General features: G+C 64.0%; 13 protein-coding genes. 6 read left to right on the forward strand and 7 right to left on the reverse strand.

Features of this window, described 5'->3' with window-relative positions:
* The first annotated feature begins 1 nt into the window (after position 1).
* The 3 genes from FGL65_RS02000 (at position 2) to FGL65_RS02010 (ending at position 3,989) form a co-directional block, all read left to right on the forward strand.
* On the forward strand, positions 2-1,702 hold the full coding sequence (locus FGL65_RS02000; RefSeq protein WP_147819389.1) for a LytS/YhcK type 5TM receptor domain-containing protein: 1,701 nt from the start codon (positions 2-4) through the stop codon (positions 1,700-1,702).
* Positions 1,703-1,850: 148 nt separating this feature from the next.
* On the forward strand, positions 1,851-3,272 hold the full coding sequence (locus FGL65_RS02005; RefSeq protein WP_147819391.1) for a carbon starvation CstA family protein: 1,422 nt from the start codon (positions 1,851-1,853) through the stop codon (positions 3,270-3,272).
* A gap of 159 nt (positions 3,273-3,431) precedes the next feature.
* The gene (locus FGL65_RS02010; protein ID WP_147819393.1) at positions 3,432-3,989 is read left to right on the forward strand and encodes a class I SAM-dependent methyltransferase; all 558 of its coding nucleotides are present in this window, start codon (positions 3,432-3,434) and stop codon (positions 3,987-3,989) included.
* A gap of 11 nt (positions 3,990-4,000) precedes the next feature.
* Here FGL65_RS02010 and FGL65_RS02015 read toward each other — a convergent pair whose 3' ends face one another.
* A complete protein-coding gene (locus tag FGL65_RS02015; protein WP_147819395.1) occupies positions 4,001-4,921 on the reverse strand; it encodes a glycosyltransferase family 4 protein in 921 nt (306 codons plus the stop codon).
* A gap of 137 nt (positions 4,922-5,058) precedes the next feature.
* Between FGL65_RS02015 and FGL65_RS02020 the strand changes: the two genes are divergently transcribed.
* Positions 5,059-8,298 carry a PAS domain-containing hybrid sensor histidine kinase/response regulator gene (locus tag FGL65_RS02020; protein ID WP_147819397.1) on the forward strand — a complete coding sequence of 1,080 codons (3,240 nt, stop codon included), beginning with the start codon at positions 5,059-5,061 and terminating at the stop codon, positions 8,296-8,298.
* A 65-nt stretch (positions 8,299-8,363) separates the two neighbouring features.
* Here the strand turns inward: FGL65_RS02020 and FGL65_RS02025 are convergent, their stop codons facing one another.
* Genes FGL65_RS02025 through FGL65_RS02035 form a run of 3 tightly spaced genes read right to left on the reverse strand, consistent with a single transcriptional unit; the run spans position 8,364 to position 12,189 of the window.
* Positions 8,364-10,112, reverse strand: a complete 1,749-nt coding sequence (locus FGL65_RS02025; RefSeq protein WP_147819399.1) for an aldehyde ferredoxin oxidoreductase N-terminal domain-containing protein — start codon at positions 10,110-10,112, stop codon at positions 8,364-8,366.
* Positions 10,109-10,531 (reverse strand): 4Fe-4S binding protein, encoded by a 423-nt coding sequence (locus FGL65_RS02030; protein WP_147819401.1) that lies wholly within the window; start codon positions 10,529-10,531, stop codon positions 10,109-10,111. Before FGL65_RS02030 ends, FGL65_RS02025 begins: the two co-directional genes overlap by 4 nt.
* A 44-nt stretch (positions 10,532-10,575) precedes the next feature.
* Positions 10,576-12,189: a glycosyltransferase family 4 protein gene (locus tag FGL65_RS02035; RefSeq protein ID WP_147819403.1), complete on the reverse strand. Its 1,614-nt coding sequence runs from the start codon at positions 12,187-12,189 to the stop codon at positions 10,576-10,578.
* A 255-nt stretch (positions 12,190-12,444) separates the two neighbouring features.
* Here FGL65_RS02035 and FGL65_RS02040 point away from each other — a divergent pair, with 255 nt between their 5' ends.
* Positions 12,445-13,938, forward strand: a complete 1,494-nt coding sequence (locus tag FGL65_RS02040; protein WP_250645547.1) for a GGDEF domain-containing protein — start codon at positions 12,445-12,447, stop codon at positions 13,936-13,938.
* A gap of 110 nt (positions 13,939-14,048) precedes the next feature.
* On the forward strand, positions 14,049-14,978 hold the full coding sequence (locus tag FGL65_RS02045; protein WP_147819405.1) for a TIGR01777 family oxidoreductase: 930 nt from the start codon (positions 14,049-14,051) through the stop codon (positions 14,976-14,978).
* Positions 14,979-15,220: 242 nt separating this feature from the next.
* On the opposite strand, the gene FGL65_RS02050 is transcribed toward FGL65_RS02045, so the two are convergent.
* From FGL65_RS02050 to nhaB, 3 genes are all read right to left on the reverse strand, one after another.
* The gene (locus FGL65_RS02050; protein WP_147819407.1) at positions 15,221-16,000 is read right to left on the reverse strand and encodes an HD-GYP domain-containing protein; all 780 of its coding nucleotides are present in this window, start codon (positions 15,998-16,000) and stop codon (positions 15,221-15,223) included.
* A 22-nt stretch (positions 16,001-16,022) separates the two neighbouring features.
* Positions 16,023-16,874 carry an NmrA family NAD(P)-binding protein gene (locus FGL65_RS02055; RefSeq protein WP_147819409.1) on the reverse strand — a complete coding sequence of 284 codons (852 nt, stop codon included), beginning with the start codon at positions 16,872-16,874 and terminating at the stop codon, positions 16,023-16,025.
* A 135-nt stretch (positions 16,875-17,009) separates the two neighbouring features.
* Positions 17,010-18,650: a sodium/proton antiporter NhaB gene (nhaB, locus tag FGL65_RS02060; protein WP_147819411.1), complete on the reverse strand. Its 1,641-nt coding sequence runs from the start codon at positions 18,648-18,650 to the stop codon at positions 17,010-17,012.
* Between the last annotated feature and the right edge of the window lie 62 nt (positions 18,651-18,712).

Here is an 18,712-nt window from a genome sequence, read left to right on the forward strand (position 1 = left end):
CATGGATACCTTTGAAATCATACTGGCCCTGGCCGAACGCTTCGGCCTCATGGTGGGCGTGGTCTTCCTGCTCATGACCATCACGCCCGTGCAGCGCATGGACTTTTCCCGCGTGGAATCGCGCTGGCGCACCGTGCTGGTCATGCTCCTCTTCGGCACCTTCGGCATCCTGGGCACCTACACCGGCAACTCGGTGTTCCAGTCCGTGGCCAACCTGCGCGCCATGGTGGTCATCACCGGCGGTCTGTTCGGCGGCCCCGTGGTGGGCATCGGCGCGGGGCTCATTGCCGGGGCGCACCGCATCGCCACGGACCTGCACGGGTTCAGCGCCTGGCCCTGCGGCATTGCCACGGCCCTGGAAGGGCTGGCGGCGGGCATGGTCTGCCTGTGGCTGCGCGAACGGGCCATGAACTGGCGCATCGCCGCGGGCCTGGCCGTGCTCGGGGAGACCGTGCACATGCTCCTGCTGCTGCTCCTGGCCCGGCCCTTTGCCGATGCCGTGGAACTGGTGCGGCTCATCGCGCCGCCCATGCTCCTGGTCAACAGCGTGGGCGCGGCCCTGTTCGTGGAGGTCATCAACATCTTTTCCCGCGACCGGGAACGGCGGGAATCACTGCATGCGCAGCTGATCCTGGATATAGCCAACCTGACGGTCAGCTACCTGCGGTCCGGCCTGAGCCGCGCCACGGCGGAAGCCACGGCCGAAATCATCCACCAGCGCGTGGGCGTGGGGGCCGTGGCCATCACCGACACCCGCAACGTGCTGGCCCACGTGGGCGAGGGCGGCGACCACCACCTGCCCGGCCACGAAATCCGCACGGACGCCACCCGCCGGGTCCTGGAAACCGGCGAAGCCGTGTTCCTGCACACGGCCCGGGAGATCGGCTGCAACCATGCGGCCTGTCCCATGACCTCGGGCATCATCGTGCCCCTGCACAAGGACGGCGGCGTCGTGGGTACGCTCAAGTTCTACGGCAGCGCCACGCGGCCTTTGAACAACACCCTGTTCGAGGTGGCCAAGGGATTGGGTAACCTCTTTTCCACCCAGCTGGAGCTGGAGGACATCCAGGTCAAGGAGCAGATGCTGGCCCATGCGGAAATCCGCCGCCTCCAGTCCCAGATCAACCCGCACTTCCTGTTCAACTCCCTGAACACCATCACCAGCTTCTGCCGCACCAACGCGGAACGGGCCCGCGAACTGCTCATGGACCTTTCCCTGTACATGCGCCGCAACCTGGACCTGAGCCGGGGCTTCATCCCCCTGAGCGAAGAGCTGGAGCAGGTGCGCTCCTATCTGGCCATCGAGCAGGCCCGGTTCGGGGAACGCATCAAGGTGGACATGGACATTGCCGACGGCTGCCTGGCCTGGCCCATTCCGCCGCTCATCATCCAGCCCCTGGTGGAAAACTCCATCCGCCACGGGGTGCTGGCCCAGGAGCGGGGAGGCACCGTGCGCGTGAGCGCGGCCCGGCGGGACGACTGCCTGGAGGTGACCATCTCGGACAACGGCGTGGGCATGGACCCGGAAACCGTGGCGCGCGTGCTCTCCCGCGAATGCGCGGACTCCCTGCACGACGGCATCGGCATGCGCAACTGCCTGAGCCGCCTGGAGCAGATCTACGGGCCGCAGTACAGCCCGGAGGTGACCAGCGCTCCTGGCCAGGGCACCTCCATCCGGCTGCGCATCCCGGAAAAGGCCTGAACCGGGCCCGCGTTTCAGTCCGGCGAACCGGCATTTCAACCCTCCGAAAAGGCGTTTCAGCCCGAATCCGTGGATCCGGATCCTAGAAATCTCCTACAAAGCCGCAAAAGCCGCCTGGCGGCCAAACTGCTTTTCGGAGGTTTCAACCATGCTGTTCTTCTTTGCCTGTATCGCCCTGCTTGTGGTGGGTTACTACACCTACGGCAAGTTCATGGACCGCGTCTTTGCGCCGGACGCTTCCCGCACCACCCCGGCCTACGCCCTTCAGGACGGCATCGACTACATGCCGATGCCCAAATGGAAACTGATTTTCATCCAGGTGCTGGACATCGCGGGCATCGGCCCCATCTTCGGCCCCATCCTGGGCGCGCTGTACGGCCCGGCCGCCATGCTCTGGATCGTCATCGGCTGCATCTTCGCGGGTGCGGTGCACGACTACTTCAGCGGCATGCTCTCCCTGCGCAACAAGGGCGCTTCCGTGCCCGAGGTCGTGGGTGAATACCTGGGCATGTCCGCCCGCCAGGTCATGCGCGTGTTCTCCTTCGTGCTGCTCATGCTCGTGGGCGTGGTCTTCGTGCTCAGCCCGGCCAAGCTGCTCAACGGCCTGACCGGCATCGACACCGGCTACCTGGTGGCCGCCATCTTCGGGTACTATTTCCTGGCAACCATCCTGCCCATCGACAAGGTCATCGGCCGCATCTACCCGCTGCTCGGCGCACTGCTGCTGACCATGACCGTGGCCCTGGTCATCGCCCTGCTGGCGGGCGGCTACGAACTGCTGCCCAACCTGGACGTCATGACCAACGTGCACCCGGGCGACAAGCCTATCTGGCCGCTGCTGTTCATCACCCTGTCCTGCGGCGCCATCTCCGGATTCCACTCCACCCAGTCCCCGCTCATGGCCCGCTGCGTCAAGAACGAGCGCGAAGGCCGCTCCGTGTTCTACGGCGCCATGGTCATCGAAGGCATCATCGGCCTGATCTGGTGCACCATCGGCCTGTCCTTCTACGCTTCCCCGGAAGCCCTGTCCGCAGTCATCGCATCCGGCAGCCCCGCAGCCGTGGTGGCCGAAGTCTCCAACACCCTGCTCGGCTCCGTGGGCGGCGCGCTGGCCATCGCCGCCATCATCGTGCTGCCCATCACCTCGGGCGACACCGCGTTCCGCTCCACCCGCCTCATCGTGGCCGAGACCTTCAAGGTCAAGCAGGAAGCCACGGTCAAGCGCCTGCTGATCGCTGTGCCCCTGTTCGTGCTGGGGTACATCATCTCCACCCAGAACTTCTCCACCATCTGGCGCTACTTCGGCTTCGCCAACCAGAGCCTGGCCACCCTGGTGCTCTGGACCGCCGCCGTGTACCTGGCCCAGCGCGCCAAGCTGCACTGGATCGCCACCATCCCGGCCGTGTTCATGACCGCGGTCTGCGTGACCTTCATCTGCAACGCGCAGATCGGCCTGAACCTGGACTACACCATCTCCGTGGTCGCGGGCACAGCTGCCGCCGCCGTCGCCCTGGCTTTCTTCCTGGTCAAGTTCGTCATCACCAAGAAGCCTGCGACCGACGCCGCATAACCATATCCGTCTCCTCTGACAGACGACCTCATACAGAAACGCCCGCTTTCGAAAGAAGGCGGGCGTTTCGCTTATGATCGGTTATTCCATGAGTACGCTTGATAAATCCACGGCCCCTCTGTACCTTTCAAGACCATGAATACTCCAAGCGATCCATCCATGCCGGAAAAAACGGTGCTGCATGTGGGCTGCGGCGTGAAGCGGGACGACAAGCTGCCCGAGCAGTACCGCACGCCCGAGTGGCGGGAGGTCCGACTGGACATCAATCCCAATGCGGAACCCGACATTGTCGGCGACATCCGCGACCTGCGCATGATCGAAGACGCCAGCGTGGACGCCGTGTTCTCCTCCCACAACCTGGAGCATCTCTACTACCATGAGGCCGAAACGGCCTTGCGGGAGTTCTTCCGCGTGGTCAGGGCCGGGGGGCACGTGCTCATCGCCTGCCCGGACCTGCAGCAGGTGGCCAGGCTCATTGCCGAGGACAGGCTCATGGATCCGGTGTTCACCCCGCCCGCGGGCCCCGTCGCCCCCATCGACATGCTCTACGGCTACCGTCCCGGGCTGGCCAGGGGGAACCATTTCATGGCCCACAAGACCGGGTTCACGCCGTCCTCGCTCCGAAAGCTGCTGGAGGATACCGGCTTCGAGGACATCCGCATCGTCACCCAGCCCGAGCCGCTCATGGACATGGCTGCCCTGGCCCACAAGAAATAGCGGCTGTCCAACTACCCCAGCCGCTTCTGCCAGTACCGGAGCAGGGCCACCTTCTGGTGGTCCAGGGTGTAGTCCTTCACGGTCTCCCGGCCTGCGGCGCGCATCCTTTCGAGGGCCGGGTCCTCGGCTTCCAGAAGATCGAACGCCTTGCCCAGCAGGCGGGCGCACTGGGGAATGTCGGCCTGGTCGCACCAGAAGCCGTTTTCCCTGTTTGCGAACTCCCTGCCGCCGTATCCGTGGGTGCCCACCACGATGGTCTCGCAGGCCATGGCCTCCAGGGGCGGCATGCCGAATCCCTCGAAAAAGCTGGTGGACAGGTAAGCGAAGCAGGAGCCCATGACTTCGGCCGCCTCTTCCTTGGTCATGTTTTCGACGGGAATCCACTCCACGTCCCGGCGTCCGGGAAAGGCCGCCTGGAACAGTCCCTTCACCGCATAGAGGAAGCGCTTTTCCTTGCGCGGCATGTAGGCCACGGCCCTGCGCTTGTTGCCGGGCCGGAACAGACTCGCGTCCACGGCATTGGGGACGCGCGTGGGGCGCAGCCCCAGGAACTCCGCCAGCATGGAGCGCAGCATCTTGGAGCAGCACAGAATATTTTCCCTGGGTATGTCCGAAGGAAATTCGGTGTCGTTCATGCCGCCGTACAGGGGAAGCAGGCCCTGGACGAAAACATGCTTTTCCACCGGCAGGGCGAGCAGCTCCGGCAAAAGCCAGCCCTCGGGCAGCACCAGGTGGTCGTCGTGACTCAGACGCATGCATCCCAGGCTTGTCGCGGGAACGTCCGCGGGGGCGAATGGCCAGCGGAAGCCTTCGGAAAAATGGACCACACTCGCGGGCAGGCCCACCTGATGCAGCAGCCGCACATGGTGGTAGATCTGTTCCACGCCCCCGGAGGGGCCGTCCAGATCCGGGCACAGATAGAGGATTCGCATGGGGAGGCATGGTGCCCCAAGGAATCTTGGGGGTCAATCCACTTAAATGTGCCTCGACCCACAATCATGAGGTTCCTCCCGAAAGCCGACTGTGCTAGGGTGCGCGGACCAAAAACAAGGTTCGGAGCACGGAATACATGAGCGAACAAGAGAATATTCTTCGGAGAGAAGTGGAGGAACTGCGCAGGAGAGTAGCCGAACTCGAGGCCCAGCAGGAAATGCTGGTGCCCGTCACCAGCGTGCTGGACGCCCTGCATGTGCCCGTGCTGCTCAAGGACACGAACCTGCGCTGGAAATACGCCAACGACGCCCTGTGCGACATGCTGGGGTATACCCGCGACCAGCTCATGGACATCACCGACTTCGACGTGCACACCCGCGAAGAGGCCGACATGGTCACCCAGTGCGACCGCCGGGTGCTGGAGAGCGGCCATCCTTCCAGCTACGAGCGCACCATGCTGCTCAACGGCGACTACTACCACCTGACCACCCTGAAGATGCTCTGGGACCATCCCCTGTCCGGGGAGCGCTTCATCGTCTCGGTGGTGCGCGACCTCACGGCCGTCAGGCAGGCCGAGGAGGCCCTGGCCGAAACCCGGGAGCGCTTCGGGGCCGTGATCCGCCATTCGCCCGTGGGCATCCAGATGTTCCGGCTCACGGAAAAGAACGAGCTCCTGCTCATGGACGCCAACCCGGCGGCGGACAGGATTCTCGGTTTCGACAGCCGCGACGCCCTGGGCATCCCCATGGAGCAGGCCTTTCCCGGCCTGAGGGATACGGAAATCCCCGAGCGGTTCCGGGCCGTGGCCGCCACCGGGGAATCCTGGCTGCACCATCATTTTTCCTGCGACGACGACATCATCTCCGGCATATACGACGTCTATGCCTTCCAGCTCACCCCCGGGCTCATGGCCGTGCTGTTCCAGGACGTCAGCGAGCAGATCCGGGTCCGGGAGACCGTGGAGGCCAGCGAGCTCCGCTACCGCAGCCTGTTTGAAAATTCGCCCATCTCCCTGCTGGAAGAGGACTTCTCCGGAGTCCGGGAACACCTGGAGCGCATCAGGGCCCTGGGCGTCGACGACTACGAATCCTATTTCCGGGCCCATCCCGAGGAGGTGCGCGCCTGCACCACCGCCATCCGCCCGATGCGGGTCAACGGGGCCTGCATGAAGATGCTCGGGGTTTTCAGCAAGGAGGAGATCACCGAGAACCTCCAGCAGTTCTTTACCGAAGAATCCTATGAAATGTTCGTGCGCGAGCTGGCCGCCCTGGCCCGTGGCGAAACCTCCTACCCGCTCCAGGGCGTCTACCGGACGCTCCAGGGCGAACACCGGCAGTTCATCGGCAGCCTGAACATCATTCCGGGCTGCGAGGAAAGCATGGAGCAGGTGCTCATTTCCGCCATGGACGTGACCGAACGGCACCGCGCCGAACTGGCCCTGCAGGAAAGCGAGGAACAGCTGCGGCTGGCGCTCGGCGCCACCCAAGACGGCCTCTGGGACTGGGACGTGCGCACGGGCCGCTGCCAGTTCTCCCCGACCTTCTATTCCATGGTGGGGTACGAGCCGGGCGACTTCCCTGCCTCGCAGGAAGGCTGGCGGACCCTGCTGCACCCGGAGGACCTGCCCCTAGTCGAACGGGAGACCGTGGAAACCTTCAAAAGCGGCGAACCGTTCCGCCAGGAATTCCGACTCCGGCGCAAGGACGGCGATTGGCACTGGGTCATGAGCCGGGGGCGTGTGGTGGACTTTGACGAGGACGGCAACGCCACCCGCATGGTCGGCGCGCATACGGACATCAATGAGCTCAAGAAGACCCAGGAAGCGCTGGTGGAGTACCGCAACCTGGTGGAAGCCATGTCCGACAACATGATCGACATGCTCTGGGCCAAGGACCTGGACGGCAACTACCGCTTTTCCAACCGGGCCAACTACGAGACCCTGCTCTGCGGGGACGGGGTCGACGCCATCGGGCACAACCATCTCTTTTTCGCCAACCGCCTGCGCGAACAGGGCTTCACCTACACCTTCGGGGAAAAGTGCGTGGACAGCGACGCCGTGGTGCTCCAGGACATGGCCCCGGGACGGTTCATCGAGGACGGCATGGTCAAGGACCGCTACATGGTCCTCGACGTGCGCAAGTCGCCGCTCTACGACAGCTCGGGGGCGCTCATCGGCACCGTGGGCATGGGCCGGGACATCACCGAGCAGAAAAAGGCGGGCGAGGCCCTGGTCCGGGCCAAGGAGGCCGCCGAGGCCGCGGCCAAGTCCAAGGACCAGTTCCTGGCCAACATGAGCCACGAGATCCGTACGCCCATGAACGGGGTGCTGGGCATGCTTCAGCTGCTGCGGGGCACCACCCTGGACAGCGAACAGAAGGAATACGTGGACACCTGCCTGGAATCCGGGCGGGGCCTGCTTTCGGTCATCAACGACATTCTCGACTTTTCCAAGCTGGACGCGGGCACCTTCGAGCTGGCCTGCCGCGAATTCACCCTGCGGGAAACCGTGCGCACCGTGCTGCACAGCTTTTCGGTCCAGGCCCGGGACAAGCGTATCGGCCTGGGGTACGAGATCGACCCCCGTCTGCCCGCCCAGCTGGCCGGGGACGACGCCCGGCTCCGGCAGGTGCTGTTCAACGTGGTGGGCAACGCGGTCAAGTTCACCCATTCGGGCAGCGTGCGGGTGCAGGCCGACCTGCTGCGCCGGGAGGGCTCGGAACTGCTGGTGGGATTCGAGATCGCGGACACGGGCATAGGCATTCCCGAGCGCATGCTGGACGACATTTTCGAGCCCTTTACCCAGGCCGACGGCTCCTACACCCGGGAATATCATGGAACGGGCCTGGGGCTGGGCATCGTGCGCCAGCTGGTGCACCGCATGGGCGGCACCATCAGCGTGGAATCCCGGGAAGGGGAAGGCACCACCTTCTACCTGACCATCCGCTGCCTGTGCTGCCTGCCAGGGGAGCAGGGAGCGGCCGGCTGCCAGGAATGCGCCAAGCCGGGCATCACCCTGCTGCTGGCCGAGGACGACGAGGTAAACCGGTTCACCATCAAGCGCTACCTGGAAAAGAACGGGTACCGCGTCTTTGCCGCCGAGGACGGACAGCAGGCTCTGGACCTGTTCCGGGAGCACGAGTTCCAGTGCATTCTCATGGATATCCAGATGCCGGGCGTGGACGGGCTGGACGCGACCGCCGCCATCCGCGAGCAGGAACAGCGGGAAAACCGCACTCCGGTGCCCATCATCGCCCTCACGGCCCATGCCATGCAGGGCGACCGGGAACGCTTCCTGGAGGCGGGCATGGACGAATACCTGTCCAAGCCCCTGGAGCTGGACGCGCTCATGGAGGCCATCGAGGCCATCCTGAGCTGATCCGCTATAAGTATCTGTTTCTGAAACTCTTCATGCCCCGGTTGCGGACGCCAAAAACTCGGCAGCTATTCTTCTGGGGGCTTGCCAAGCTCCCTGATCCGCCGGGCGTATTCCCGCTTGAGGGCCGCCATGTATTCCGGGTCCACCTCGCCCTTCCAGGTGACCACCTCTTGGTAGCGCTTGGGAATGTCTACGGCGTCCGGGTCGTAGCCGGTCTCGATCCGGGTGCGCCAGCGCAGCCGCTGGATGTTCTCGCCCACCGAGTCCTGGTCCTGGGCCAGCCGGGCATAGCCCACGGATTCCAGCGCCTGCCCCAGCATGTCGTCGCCGTAGACGCCCCTGGCGAACAGGCAGGAGACCATGGCCGTGAGGAAACAGCGCTTTTTCTCGTCCTCCACCAGGAAGTCCACGGCCCGCCGCACGTCCTTGTCCTCGTGCTTCTGGTCGTAGGAATAGCCGCCCGTGTCCAGGTGGGCGTGGCGGAACCCCAGGGCCTCGGCCACGAAAAAGACCTCGCCCGTGGCGTATCCGGCCATTTCCTGGCCCAGCACGCAGGCGAAATCCGCGCCCCCCAGCACCGAGGCGGCCTTGAGCGTCCCCCGGGCCAGCAGGGCGTAGAAGTCGTTTTCGGCCCGGCCCAGGTGGACAATGGCCTTTTCATAGTTGGCCGCATCCCCGAAGCGGAGCGGCACAATGGTCTGCTCCTCGGTAAGGATGCCCTTTTCCAGTGCCTCGGTGGCCCAGGCCAGGGCCACGCCCGCGCTCATGACGTCCAGGCCCATGAGCTCCACGGTGTCCATGAGCTGCAGGGCGTTGAAGGAATCCGTGACCCCGAGCATGGAGCCCACGGCAAAGAGCAATTCGTAGTCGTAGCCCACCTGGCGATAGCGGTACTGGTAGTTCTTCTTGAACTGCTCGCGGATGTAGCCGATGTGGATGCAGCCCACGGGACAGCCCGCGCAGGCCGCATTGCGCAGCAGGCGCTCCTCGGCCATCTTCTCGCCGGTGATGCCGCCCGGCTCCGGGTCGTGGGTGGCCTGGAGGTTGCGCCAGGGCAGGCTTTTGAGCTCGTTGAGCGGTGCCACGTTTACCGCAGTCCCCAACCCGTGATACTTGTTCATGATCTCAGTATCGGTAAGTTGTTGGTAAAGTGTCTGGAACAGCTTGGGATAGGCAGGGGTTTCGGGCAGGGCAAAGCCCCGGTCGCCCAGGATGACGATGGCCTTGAGATTTTTGCTGCCCATGACCCCGCCCGCGCCCATGCGCCCGAAGTGACGGTAGGTGTCCACGTTGATGCAGGCGTAGGCGCAGCCGTTTTCGCCCGCCGGACCGATGCGCAGCATGGAGCGGCGGCCCGAGCCCGGGAACATGGACCGGAGGATCTTGCCCGAGCTGAGCGTGTCGCGGCCGCGCAGGAATTCCACGTCCCGGATCTCGAAACGCCGCGCACCGATACACAGGGCGGAAAGCCGCCTGGCGCGGCCCTTGATGACCAGGGCGTCCATGTCCCCGAAGCGCATGGACAGGGCCGAGCGCCCGCCCGCGTGGGATTCGCTGTATTGGTCGTGGTAGGGGGACTTGAAGGCGCAGACCGTCTTGCTCATGAGCGGGAAATACCCCGTGAGCGGGCCTATGGCGAAAATCAGTGGCTGGTCCGGGTCGTCCCAGGGCCGGTCCGCATGACCGTATTCCCGGAAGAGCATGGCGGCCAGGCCGCCGCCCCCGGCCACCAGGTCGCGGCCCTCGTGCTCGGCCACGTTCATGCGTCCGCTGTCCAGGTCCACCACCGAAACTCGGAAGAAATCGCGGATCATGACGCCCCCTCCTCCTTGACGGAAATTTCCTTCATCTCCAGACAGTCGTGCGGACAAAAGGCCACGCAGCGCCCGCAATGGATGCAGACATAGGGATTCACCAGGTGGTCCAGGAAAATGGCGTCCACCGGGCAGGCCGCGGCGCATTTGCCGCACCGGATGCACAGCTTGCGCTTCTGGATCACGCCGCCGCCCTTGCGCTGGGAAAGCGCGCCCGTGGGGCAGGCCTCGGCGCAGGGAGCCGGGGAGCAGGCCAGGCAGAGCTTGGCCTCGAACCCCGCGGCCATGCCGCCGGACGAGCGGATGCGGATGCCCGCCTTGTTCCAGGAAAGCTGCTTGTGGACCAGCCGAGCGCAGGCCAATGAGCAGGAATGACAGCCGATGCACTGTTCCATGCGGGCCGCCGAGAGCTTTTTCATGGCGCGACCTCCGGGAGCCCCTCGCGGGGATACGGGATTACGGACTACTGGAGTTCGAGAATGTCATGCTTCAGGGCCCACAGGACATGATATTCTGCCCTGTCCCGCAGCATGGCGGAGGAAATCTCGGCGATTTTTCGAAGCAACTCGTCGCAATGGATGGATTTTCTGGCCAGGAAGGCGATTTTCCTGAGCACCTCGGGATCGATGATCCGCTCCATGCCCGCATAGAGCAGGGGGAAGTCCTTGCCCCGGTACATGGCCTCGCCCGTGCGCCCGGTCCTGAGCGCCATGTCCGGCGAAAGGTTTTGCGTGCAGTAGTGGCCGAAGATCTCCGAATAGGTGATGTGCCCGGGATGGCGCAGGGCGCGCAGGGCTTCCTCGTCCACGGGCTCCCGCCAAAGCTCGTCCCAGAGCTGCACATACTGCCGGATGACCGCGCTCCAGGAATAGTTTTCCTCCACGCGCCTGCGGGCGGCGGCGCCCATGGAGCGGCGCAGGTCCGAATTTTCCACCAGCGACCGGATAGCTTCGGCCAGGTCCGGGATGCGCACCACGGTCTGCTGGGCCAGCATGAGGTGATACTGGCTGTCGAAGACGAACGGGGCCATGAGGTCCGCGTCCAGGGTGGAGACAGCGCCCACCGTGGGAACCCGGATGCCGGTTTCCCCGTCCACCACCAGGTCCTTGTACCCGTCGTAGTCCGAGGCGATGCAGGGCAGCCCGAAGGCCGCGGCTTCCAGCACGGTGATCCCGAAGGTCTCCTGCGGGTTGTCGGCAATGGTCACAAAGATGTCGGCCTCGCGGAAGATGCGCACCTTTTCCGCCTCGGTGGGCCGGGCCTCGATAACCAGCTCCAGGCCGATGTTCCTGGCCAGTTCGCCCAGGGTGGGGGTGAAGTCGTCCTCGTCCTCGGTCCAGCCGCCCAGGACCAGGCGCACGCCCGAAGGATCCAGCCCGTCCGCGAACAGCCGGTGCAGGGCCCGGAACAGGGGCAGCAGGTCCATCTTGGAAAAATGCGAGATGCGCCCGAAGACCAGGATGTTGCAAACTTCGCCGCCGCCCTGGCCCGGGGTGTAGGTGCCGGGGTCGATACCCAGCGGCACGCGGCGCACGCTGGGCCGGGCAAAGGCGTCGCTCAGCCCGTAGTCGCGGCGCAGGGCCTCCAGGTACTGTTCCACGGCCCGGACCCCGGCCGTGGAGGTGGAGACGATGCAGTCGCGCGGGGTTGCGCCGGGCCAGAGGTGCTGCAGGAACTGGCGGGCGTAGTCCGCATAGCTCAGGGAATGGGTCACGCCGGTTATGGGAAAGATTTCCGGACTGTAGGCGTTGCGCAGCCGGGCCAGGTGGGGCTGGTAGGTGATGCAGTCGGACTGGTGAAAGCAGCGGTAGCCGCCCCTGGCCAGGGCGTCGGGCAGCTCCCTGCGGTCCATGACCTTGAACCCTTCCCTGGCCGCGATGTTCGGAGCCAGGGAGGCCAAGGTCGCCCGCAGGTCACGGCGCGCTGGCTGGCTGTTCAGAAAGAAATGGTATTCGTCGAAGGGGTCGGCGGCCAGGAGAAAATCCATGAACCGGGCATTGGCGACCTTGCGGCCCAGAATGCCGCCGCTTTCGTAAAACTGGTCCAGTGTCCCCCAAAATCCTTTTTGTGTTCCCATGCTTCTAGGTCAAACCCGACTTTGTCTGCTTTGTCAAAGACTTTGCCCTGCACGGTGTCGGAATATTGTTCCCCTTGTGAAGGTTTGTTCACATGTTCCGGCGAAACGGCCTGATCAAAAAACAAATGAATTCGGGATGATGATTCTCAGGCGATTCTCTTTTGCCGCAACAGGGAGCACTTGGCCCTGTTTTTGCAAAATCGGAGTGGGTCGAGACGGATACTCGACGCAGAACCAGTTGAGGAGTGTACCGGCATGAAGGGAAACATGAGACGCGGAGAACGCCCCGAATTGATGTGGGGCCTCGGTTTGACCGAAGCGCAGAAGGAACAGATCGAAAATGCAGTCGGTCCCGGGTTCTTCCTAAGAAACTTCCCCGAGGGCAAGCTGCCCTGGAACAAGGAACTCAACCAGGCGGAAAGACCTTCCGCCACGTGGATACCCATGAAGGTTTGGAAGCAGATTTCGGACAACCGGAAGGACGAATACAAGCGTCTGGAGGAAACCCAGCGCATCCTGATCCAGGATGAGCAGGACGAGCCCGTGGAAATGGAGCAGGTCCTGGAGCAGGGCTTCCTGACCGTGGTCACCTCCCCCCTGACCCGCCGCAAGGTGCAGGACGCCGTGTTCCGGGCCAAGGAAGTCACCAGCATGTACTCGGACATCTACCGCATGACCGAGGAAATCATGCTGGAGCGCGAACTGCTCGCCCGCAAGACCGACCAGCTTCTGTTCCTCAACCGTATCCTGACCGTCTGCACCGAGAGCCTTGACCCGGCCATCATCCTGGCGAACGCCAAGGAAAACCTGAACATGCTCCTGCCCGTGTACGAGATGCACGCGGTTTTCTGGCATCATCACGAGGCCACCGGTTTCACGGACGTGGAAATGTTCCTGGACCGCAAGGCCGACGCCAAGCAGGAAAACGAGTGGGTGGAAACCCTCATGGACTGCGCCGAACGCATGGGCGGCGGAGCCATCGGCGGCTTCCAGATGACCCATATCGATCCGCTCAACCGCCCGGCCATGGGCACGGCGGAGCGCCACGGCCGCGTGGTGACCATGCCCCTTTCCGCCGGCAACGCCCACTTCGGGTCCCTGGTCCTCACCGTGGACAGCGAAGTGCGCATGGGCAAGGACGAAGTGGAGACCTTCAAGGCTGCGGCCAGCCACCTGGGCCTGGCCCTGCGCAACGCCCTGACCTTCAAGGAGGTCAAGCTGCGCGCCGACCACGACGCCCTGACCCGCATCTACAACCGTCACACCTTTGACGACAGGCTGGTCTACGAGCTCAAGCGCCGCCAGCGCTACGGGCACGAACTGTCCCTGCTCATGGTCGACCTGGACCACTTCAAGGGCGTCAACGACACCTACGGCCACAAGGCCGGGGACATGGTGCTCAAGGAAATGGGCACCATCCTGCGCAAGGCGCTGCGCTCCACTGACCTGGCCGCCCGTTACGGGGGCGAGGAGTTCGTGGTCCTGCTGCCGCATACCACCGAAAAGGACGCCCACATGCTGGCCGAGCGCATCCGCTCCCGCGTGGAGGCAACGGTCTTTTCCTCCGAGGGCGTCCAGTTCTCGGTGACCGCCAGCATCGGCGTGGCCTCCATCGAGTCCGGCTGCCTCTCCCGCGACGAGGACCTGCTGCTCAAGGCGGACAAGGCCCTGTACGAGGCCAAGAACAACGGCCGCAACATGGTCGTGGTCTCCAAGATCCACGAAACCGTGCAGCAGGCGCGGCAATAGTTCCCCCCACCATAGAATAATCAAAAGGCACGGTTTTCCGTGCCTTTATCATTTTCGCGCCCCTCCATGCGTGCTATGTTCAAAAGGCATTTCAACCAAGGAAACATGCCATGCGAGCTATCATTGCCGGTGGGACCGGCTTCATAGGCCGGGCCCTGTGCGCCGAGTTGCTGGAAAACGGATGGGAGGTCGTGATCCTTTCCCGCAAGCCATCCCGCGTGGGCGAGCTTTTTGACGGCGGGGTCATCGGCATGGACTGGGACGGCGGCGGGCACTGGGATTCCGTCATGGGCAAGGACACCGTGGTGGTCAACCTGGCCGGGGAAAACATCGCCGGCCGCTGGACCGAAGCCAGGAAGCGCCGCATCCTGGAAAGCAGGCTCATGGCCGGGCAGCGCCTGGTGGACGTCATTTCCCAGGTTTCGGTGAAGCCACGGGCCTTTGTCCAGGCCTCGGCAGTGGGCTATTACGGTCCGCACAAGAGCACGCCCCAGAACGAGGAGTGCCCTCCGGGCACGGGATTCCTGGCCGACGTGACCCGCCAGTGGGAGGCTTCCACCCGCACGGTGGGGGACATGGGCGTGCGCCGGGTGGTCATCCGCACCGGCGTGGTGCTCGGCCAGGGCGGGGCCCTGGCAAAAATGCTGCCCTTGTTCCGGCTGTTCCTGGGCGGCCCCACCGGGCACGGCCACCAGGGCATGTCCTGGATCCACCTGGCCGACGAAGCCGGGGCCATCCGGTTTCTCATGGAAAACGAGGAGGAGCGCGGGGCCTACAATCTGGTGGCGCCGGCTCCCTGCGACAACAACCGCTTTGCCCACACCCTGGGCCGGGTGCTCGGGCGGCCCTCCTGGCTGCGGGTCCCGGCCGCGGCCTTGCGCACGCTCTTCGGGCAGATGGCCGACGAAGTGCTGCTCACCGGGCAGTTCGCCCTGCCCGAGGCCCTGCAGCGCGCCGGGTACCAATTCCGATTTCCGGACCTGGAAGGGGCGCTGCGCGATATCTTGTCCCGGGATGCCTCCGGCGGCCCAAGGGGATAATCCCCTTGGGGAACCCTGATGCAAGCAAGCGGATATAGCCATCGCTCCGCTCGGCTTACATTCGCTTGCCTGGTTTGTTTCCAAAGAGAATTTTCAACACGGCCAGGACGGCCCCGACATAAATTTTGTTGCAGTTTCCGTCAGTGCGGATTTGCAGAGAAGCGAATCGCAAAGACGCACTGGCAGATCAGGGTTTGCAAAGGGAATTATTCCCTTTGCCGGGGTGCAGGGGCGGAGCCCCGCTACATTTCCAGGCCGCCCTCCTCGATCTCCTCCATGAACGCCTCCACCACATCGGGATCCAGGGCGCCGGAATCGGCCATGCTGCCCAGGGTGGCCAGGGCCACTTCGGCGGGCCTGCCGCGCTGGTAGGGCCGGTCCGTGGTCATGGCGTCAAAGCAGTCCACCACGCCCAGGATCCGCGCGCCCAGGGGGATCTCGTCCCCTTCCAGGCCGCGCGGATAACCGCGTCCGTCCAGGCGCTCATGGTGCGCGTAGACGTATTCGAGCACCGGCCCCAGGAAATTCAGGCTCGACAGGATGTCATAGCCCCATTGCGGATGGGAGCGAATCTCCAGCATCATGGCCTCGTTCATGGAGGTGTCCTCGTTGCAGAACATGCGGTCGCTGAAGCCGATCTTGCCGATGTCGTGCAGGATGCCCGCAATGCGCACGTCCTCGACCTCCTCGTCGGAAAGCCCCATGCGCAGGGCCAGGCGGGCGCTGTAGGCCCCCACCCGGTCGCCATGCCCCTCGGTATACTCGTCGCGGCGGCCCAGGGCCGTGGCAATGGAGGTCACGGTCTGCAGCGAATTGATCTTGATGCGTTCCAGCAGCTGTTCGAGGTGGAATTCCCTGGCCTCGATCTTGACCATCATCATGCCCACGGCCTCGGCCAGCTCCTGCACGTCGGACGGATATTCGGGGCCGGTCAGGGCCATGATGTCATCCGAATAATTGCCGGCGGCGATCTCCTGGATGATGCCCATGAGCTTCTTGTGCGCGGCTTTGTCGTCGACCATGTTCCCTTTCCCCCGGCGGCCGCTATTTCCAGATGTGGGCGTGCTCGGCCGCGAAGGCCGCCAGGCTGCGCGGTTTTGCCCCGGTGAGGTATTCCACGGCTCCGGTCACGTTCCAGGCCATGTCGCGGCGGATGATGCGCGCCAGGCTTACCAGCATGTCCACGTTCCACTGGGGCGCGCCCGCATCCAGAAGCGCCTGCCTGTATTCCGGTTCCTCCACGGGCGCATATTCGACGGGAACGCCCGCATCGGAAAGGATCGAGGCCACGTCCGCGCCGGTCAGGGGCTCGGGGCCGGTCAGGGCATAAACCTTACCGTCGTGCTCCCCGCGATTCTCGAAAACCGCCGCCGCACAGGCCGCGATGTCGCGCACGTCCGTGTAGCTGACCCTGGCCTCCTTGTAAGGCAGGGGTAGCACGCCCCGCTTCACGGCTCCGGCAAGATGGGTGGTGAAATTCTGCATAAACACGTTGGGCCGCAGGATGGTGTGGCCCAGGCCGCTCTGCTCCACGGCCAGGTCCACGGCCCCGTGCTCGCGGCCCAGCCTCCAATGCGCATCGAACGAGGAACCCATGCCCGAGGAACGGACAATGTGCTCGATGCCCGCCTCCTTGGCGGCCAGCACCGCATTATGGCCGTATTTCTTCATCTGCTCCACCAGGGGCAGCACCAGGACCATCCCCCGGCACCCCTGCATGGCGTGAAAAATGGTTTCCGGGGCGGCCAGGTCCATGGCCCGGACCTCGTCCGCGCCAAGCCCCTGCCCGCGGGACTCCTCGCGCACTCCCGCCACCACGGAAAATCCGCGCGCCTTCAGTTCCCCCACCATTGCCGAGCCCACGGTGCCAGCCGCACCGGTCACGAAAATCTGCATGCAACCTCCGAAAATTATGCTCGGCACACTCTAGGACGTATGACGGGCAAATTCAACGGGTTGTTACATCTGGACAACAGGACGCAAAAAAGGCCCCGCCGGAGCGGGGCCTTGTGCGTTCGATGGCATGCGCCTCTAGTAGCCCATGAAGTGCATGATGTCTTCCATGTGCCAGGTCGCGAAAAGGCCGGCCAGGGACATGGTGATGGTGTACGGCAGGGCCAGTATGACCATGCGGCCGTAGGACAGGCGGATGACCGGGGCCAGGGCCGAGGTCAGCAGGAACAGGAAGGCTGCCTGCCCGTTGGGGGTCGCCACGCTGGGGATGTTGGTGCCGGTGTTGATGGCCACGGCCAAATGGTCGAACTTGGTCATGGTGGTGGCCACGGTTTGCTGGATGCCCTGCGGCAAGGAGGCGATCACGTCGGCGCGGACCAGTTCCGCATCGGTGAGCCTGTCCATGAGGGCGGCGCCGTCCGTCACGCCGGGCAGGGCGCTCAGAACGCTTTCAAAGTGCATCTTGGTCTCGGTGATGTACACGGTGGCCACGAACACGTTGTCCGAAATCATGGAGAGCAGGCCGTTGGCCAGATAGTAGGCCGCCAACTGGGTCTGTCCTTGCATATCAAGCACGAAGTGGATGACCGGGGCGAACAGGTGGTTGTCGTGGATCACGGCCACGATGGAGAAGAAGACCACCAGCAATGCGGTGAAGGGCAGGGCCTCTTCAAAGGCCTTGCCGAGCTGGTGTTCCTCGGTAAAACCGTTGAAGGAGGTCAGGATGACGATGACCGACAGGCCGATGATGCCCACCTCGGCAAGGTGGAAACCCAGGGCCAGCACCAGCCAGACGCCCGTGAGGGCCTGGATGATGAGCTTCATCCGGCCACGTGCGCCGCGTTTGGCTTCGTCGCGGGCCGACTGTTCCATGAGGATGGACCGCACGTTGCCCGGCATGCGGTGCCCGTAGCCGAAGAGCTTGAAATGCTCCAGGCAGACACAGGTCAGCAGGCCGGTGGCCAGCACGGGCATGGAGATGGGGGCGACCATGATGAAGAAGTCCATGAAGTGCCAGCCCATTTCAGTGCCGATGAGCAGGTTCTGGGGCTCGCCCACGATGGTGCACACGCCGCCCAGGGCCGTACCCACGGCGCCGTGCATCATCAGGTTGCGCAGATAGGCGCGGAAGGTCACGAGATCCTCGCGGTTCATCTCTGCGGTGTCGTCGTTGCACAGGTCGTGGGAGCAGCTCATGTCCACGCCGGACGCCCACCGATGGTAGACGTTGTAGAAGCCGTAGGCCACGGCGATGATCACCGCGGTGACGGTCAGGGCGTCCAGGAAGGCGGACAGGAACGCGCCCGCGAAGCTGAAGAGCAGGGAGATGACGATCTTGGACCGGATGCGGACCAGCATTTTGGTGAAGGTGAACTGCAGCAGGTCCTTCATGAAGTAGATGCCCGCCACCATGAAGATCAGCAGCAGGATGACCTCGAAGTTGTTTTCGGCTTCATGGAAGACGCTTTTGGCGCTGGTCATGCCCATTGCCACGGCCTGAAGGGCCAGCAGACCGCCCGCAGGCAGCGGGTAGCACTTGAGTGCCATGGCCAGGGTGAAGATGAATTCGCAGATGAGCACCCAGCCGGCAATGAAGTGGCCGCCAGGCACCGCGAACCAGATGATCGGGTTGATGATCAGGAACGCCAGGATACAGAGTTTGTACCAGTTGGGAGCGTTGCCCAGCAGGTTTGCCTTAAAGGCTTGTCCAAGGGTCATGTCCGTCACTCTCCTTATGTATTGAAAAACAGGGACTTCTTAGTGTCCAAAAGAGAATACGC

Origin of the sequence: Salidesulfovibrio onnuriiensis, assembly GCF_008001235.1 — a bacterium.
Taxonomy (GTDB): Bacteria; Desulfobacterota; Desulfovibrionia; order Desulfovibrionales; family Desulfovibrionaceae; genus Pseudodesulfovibrio; species Pseudodesulfovibrio onnuriiensis.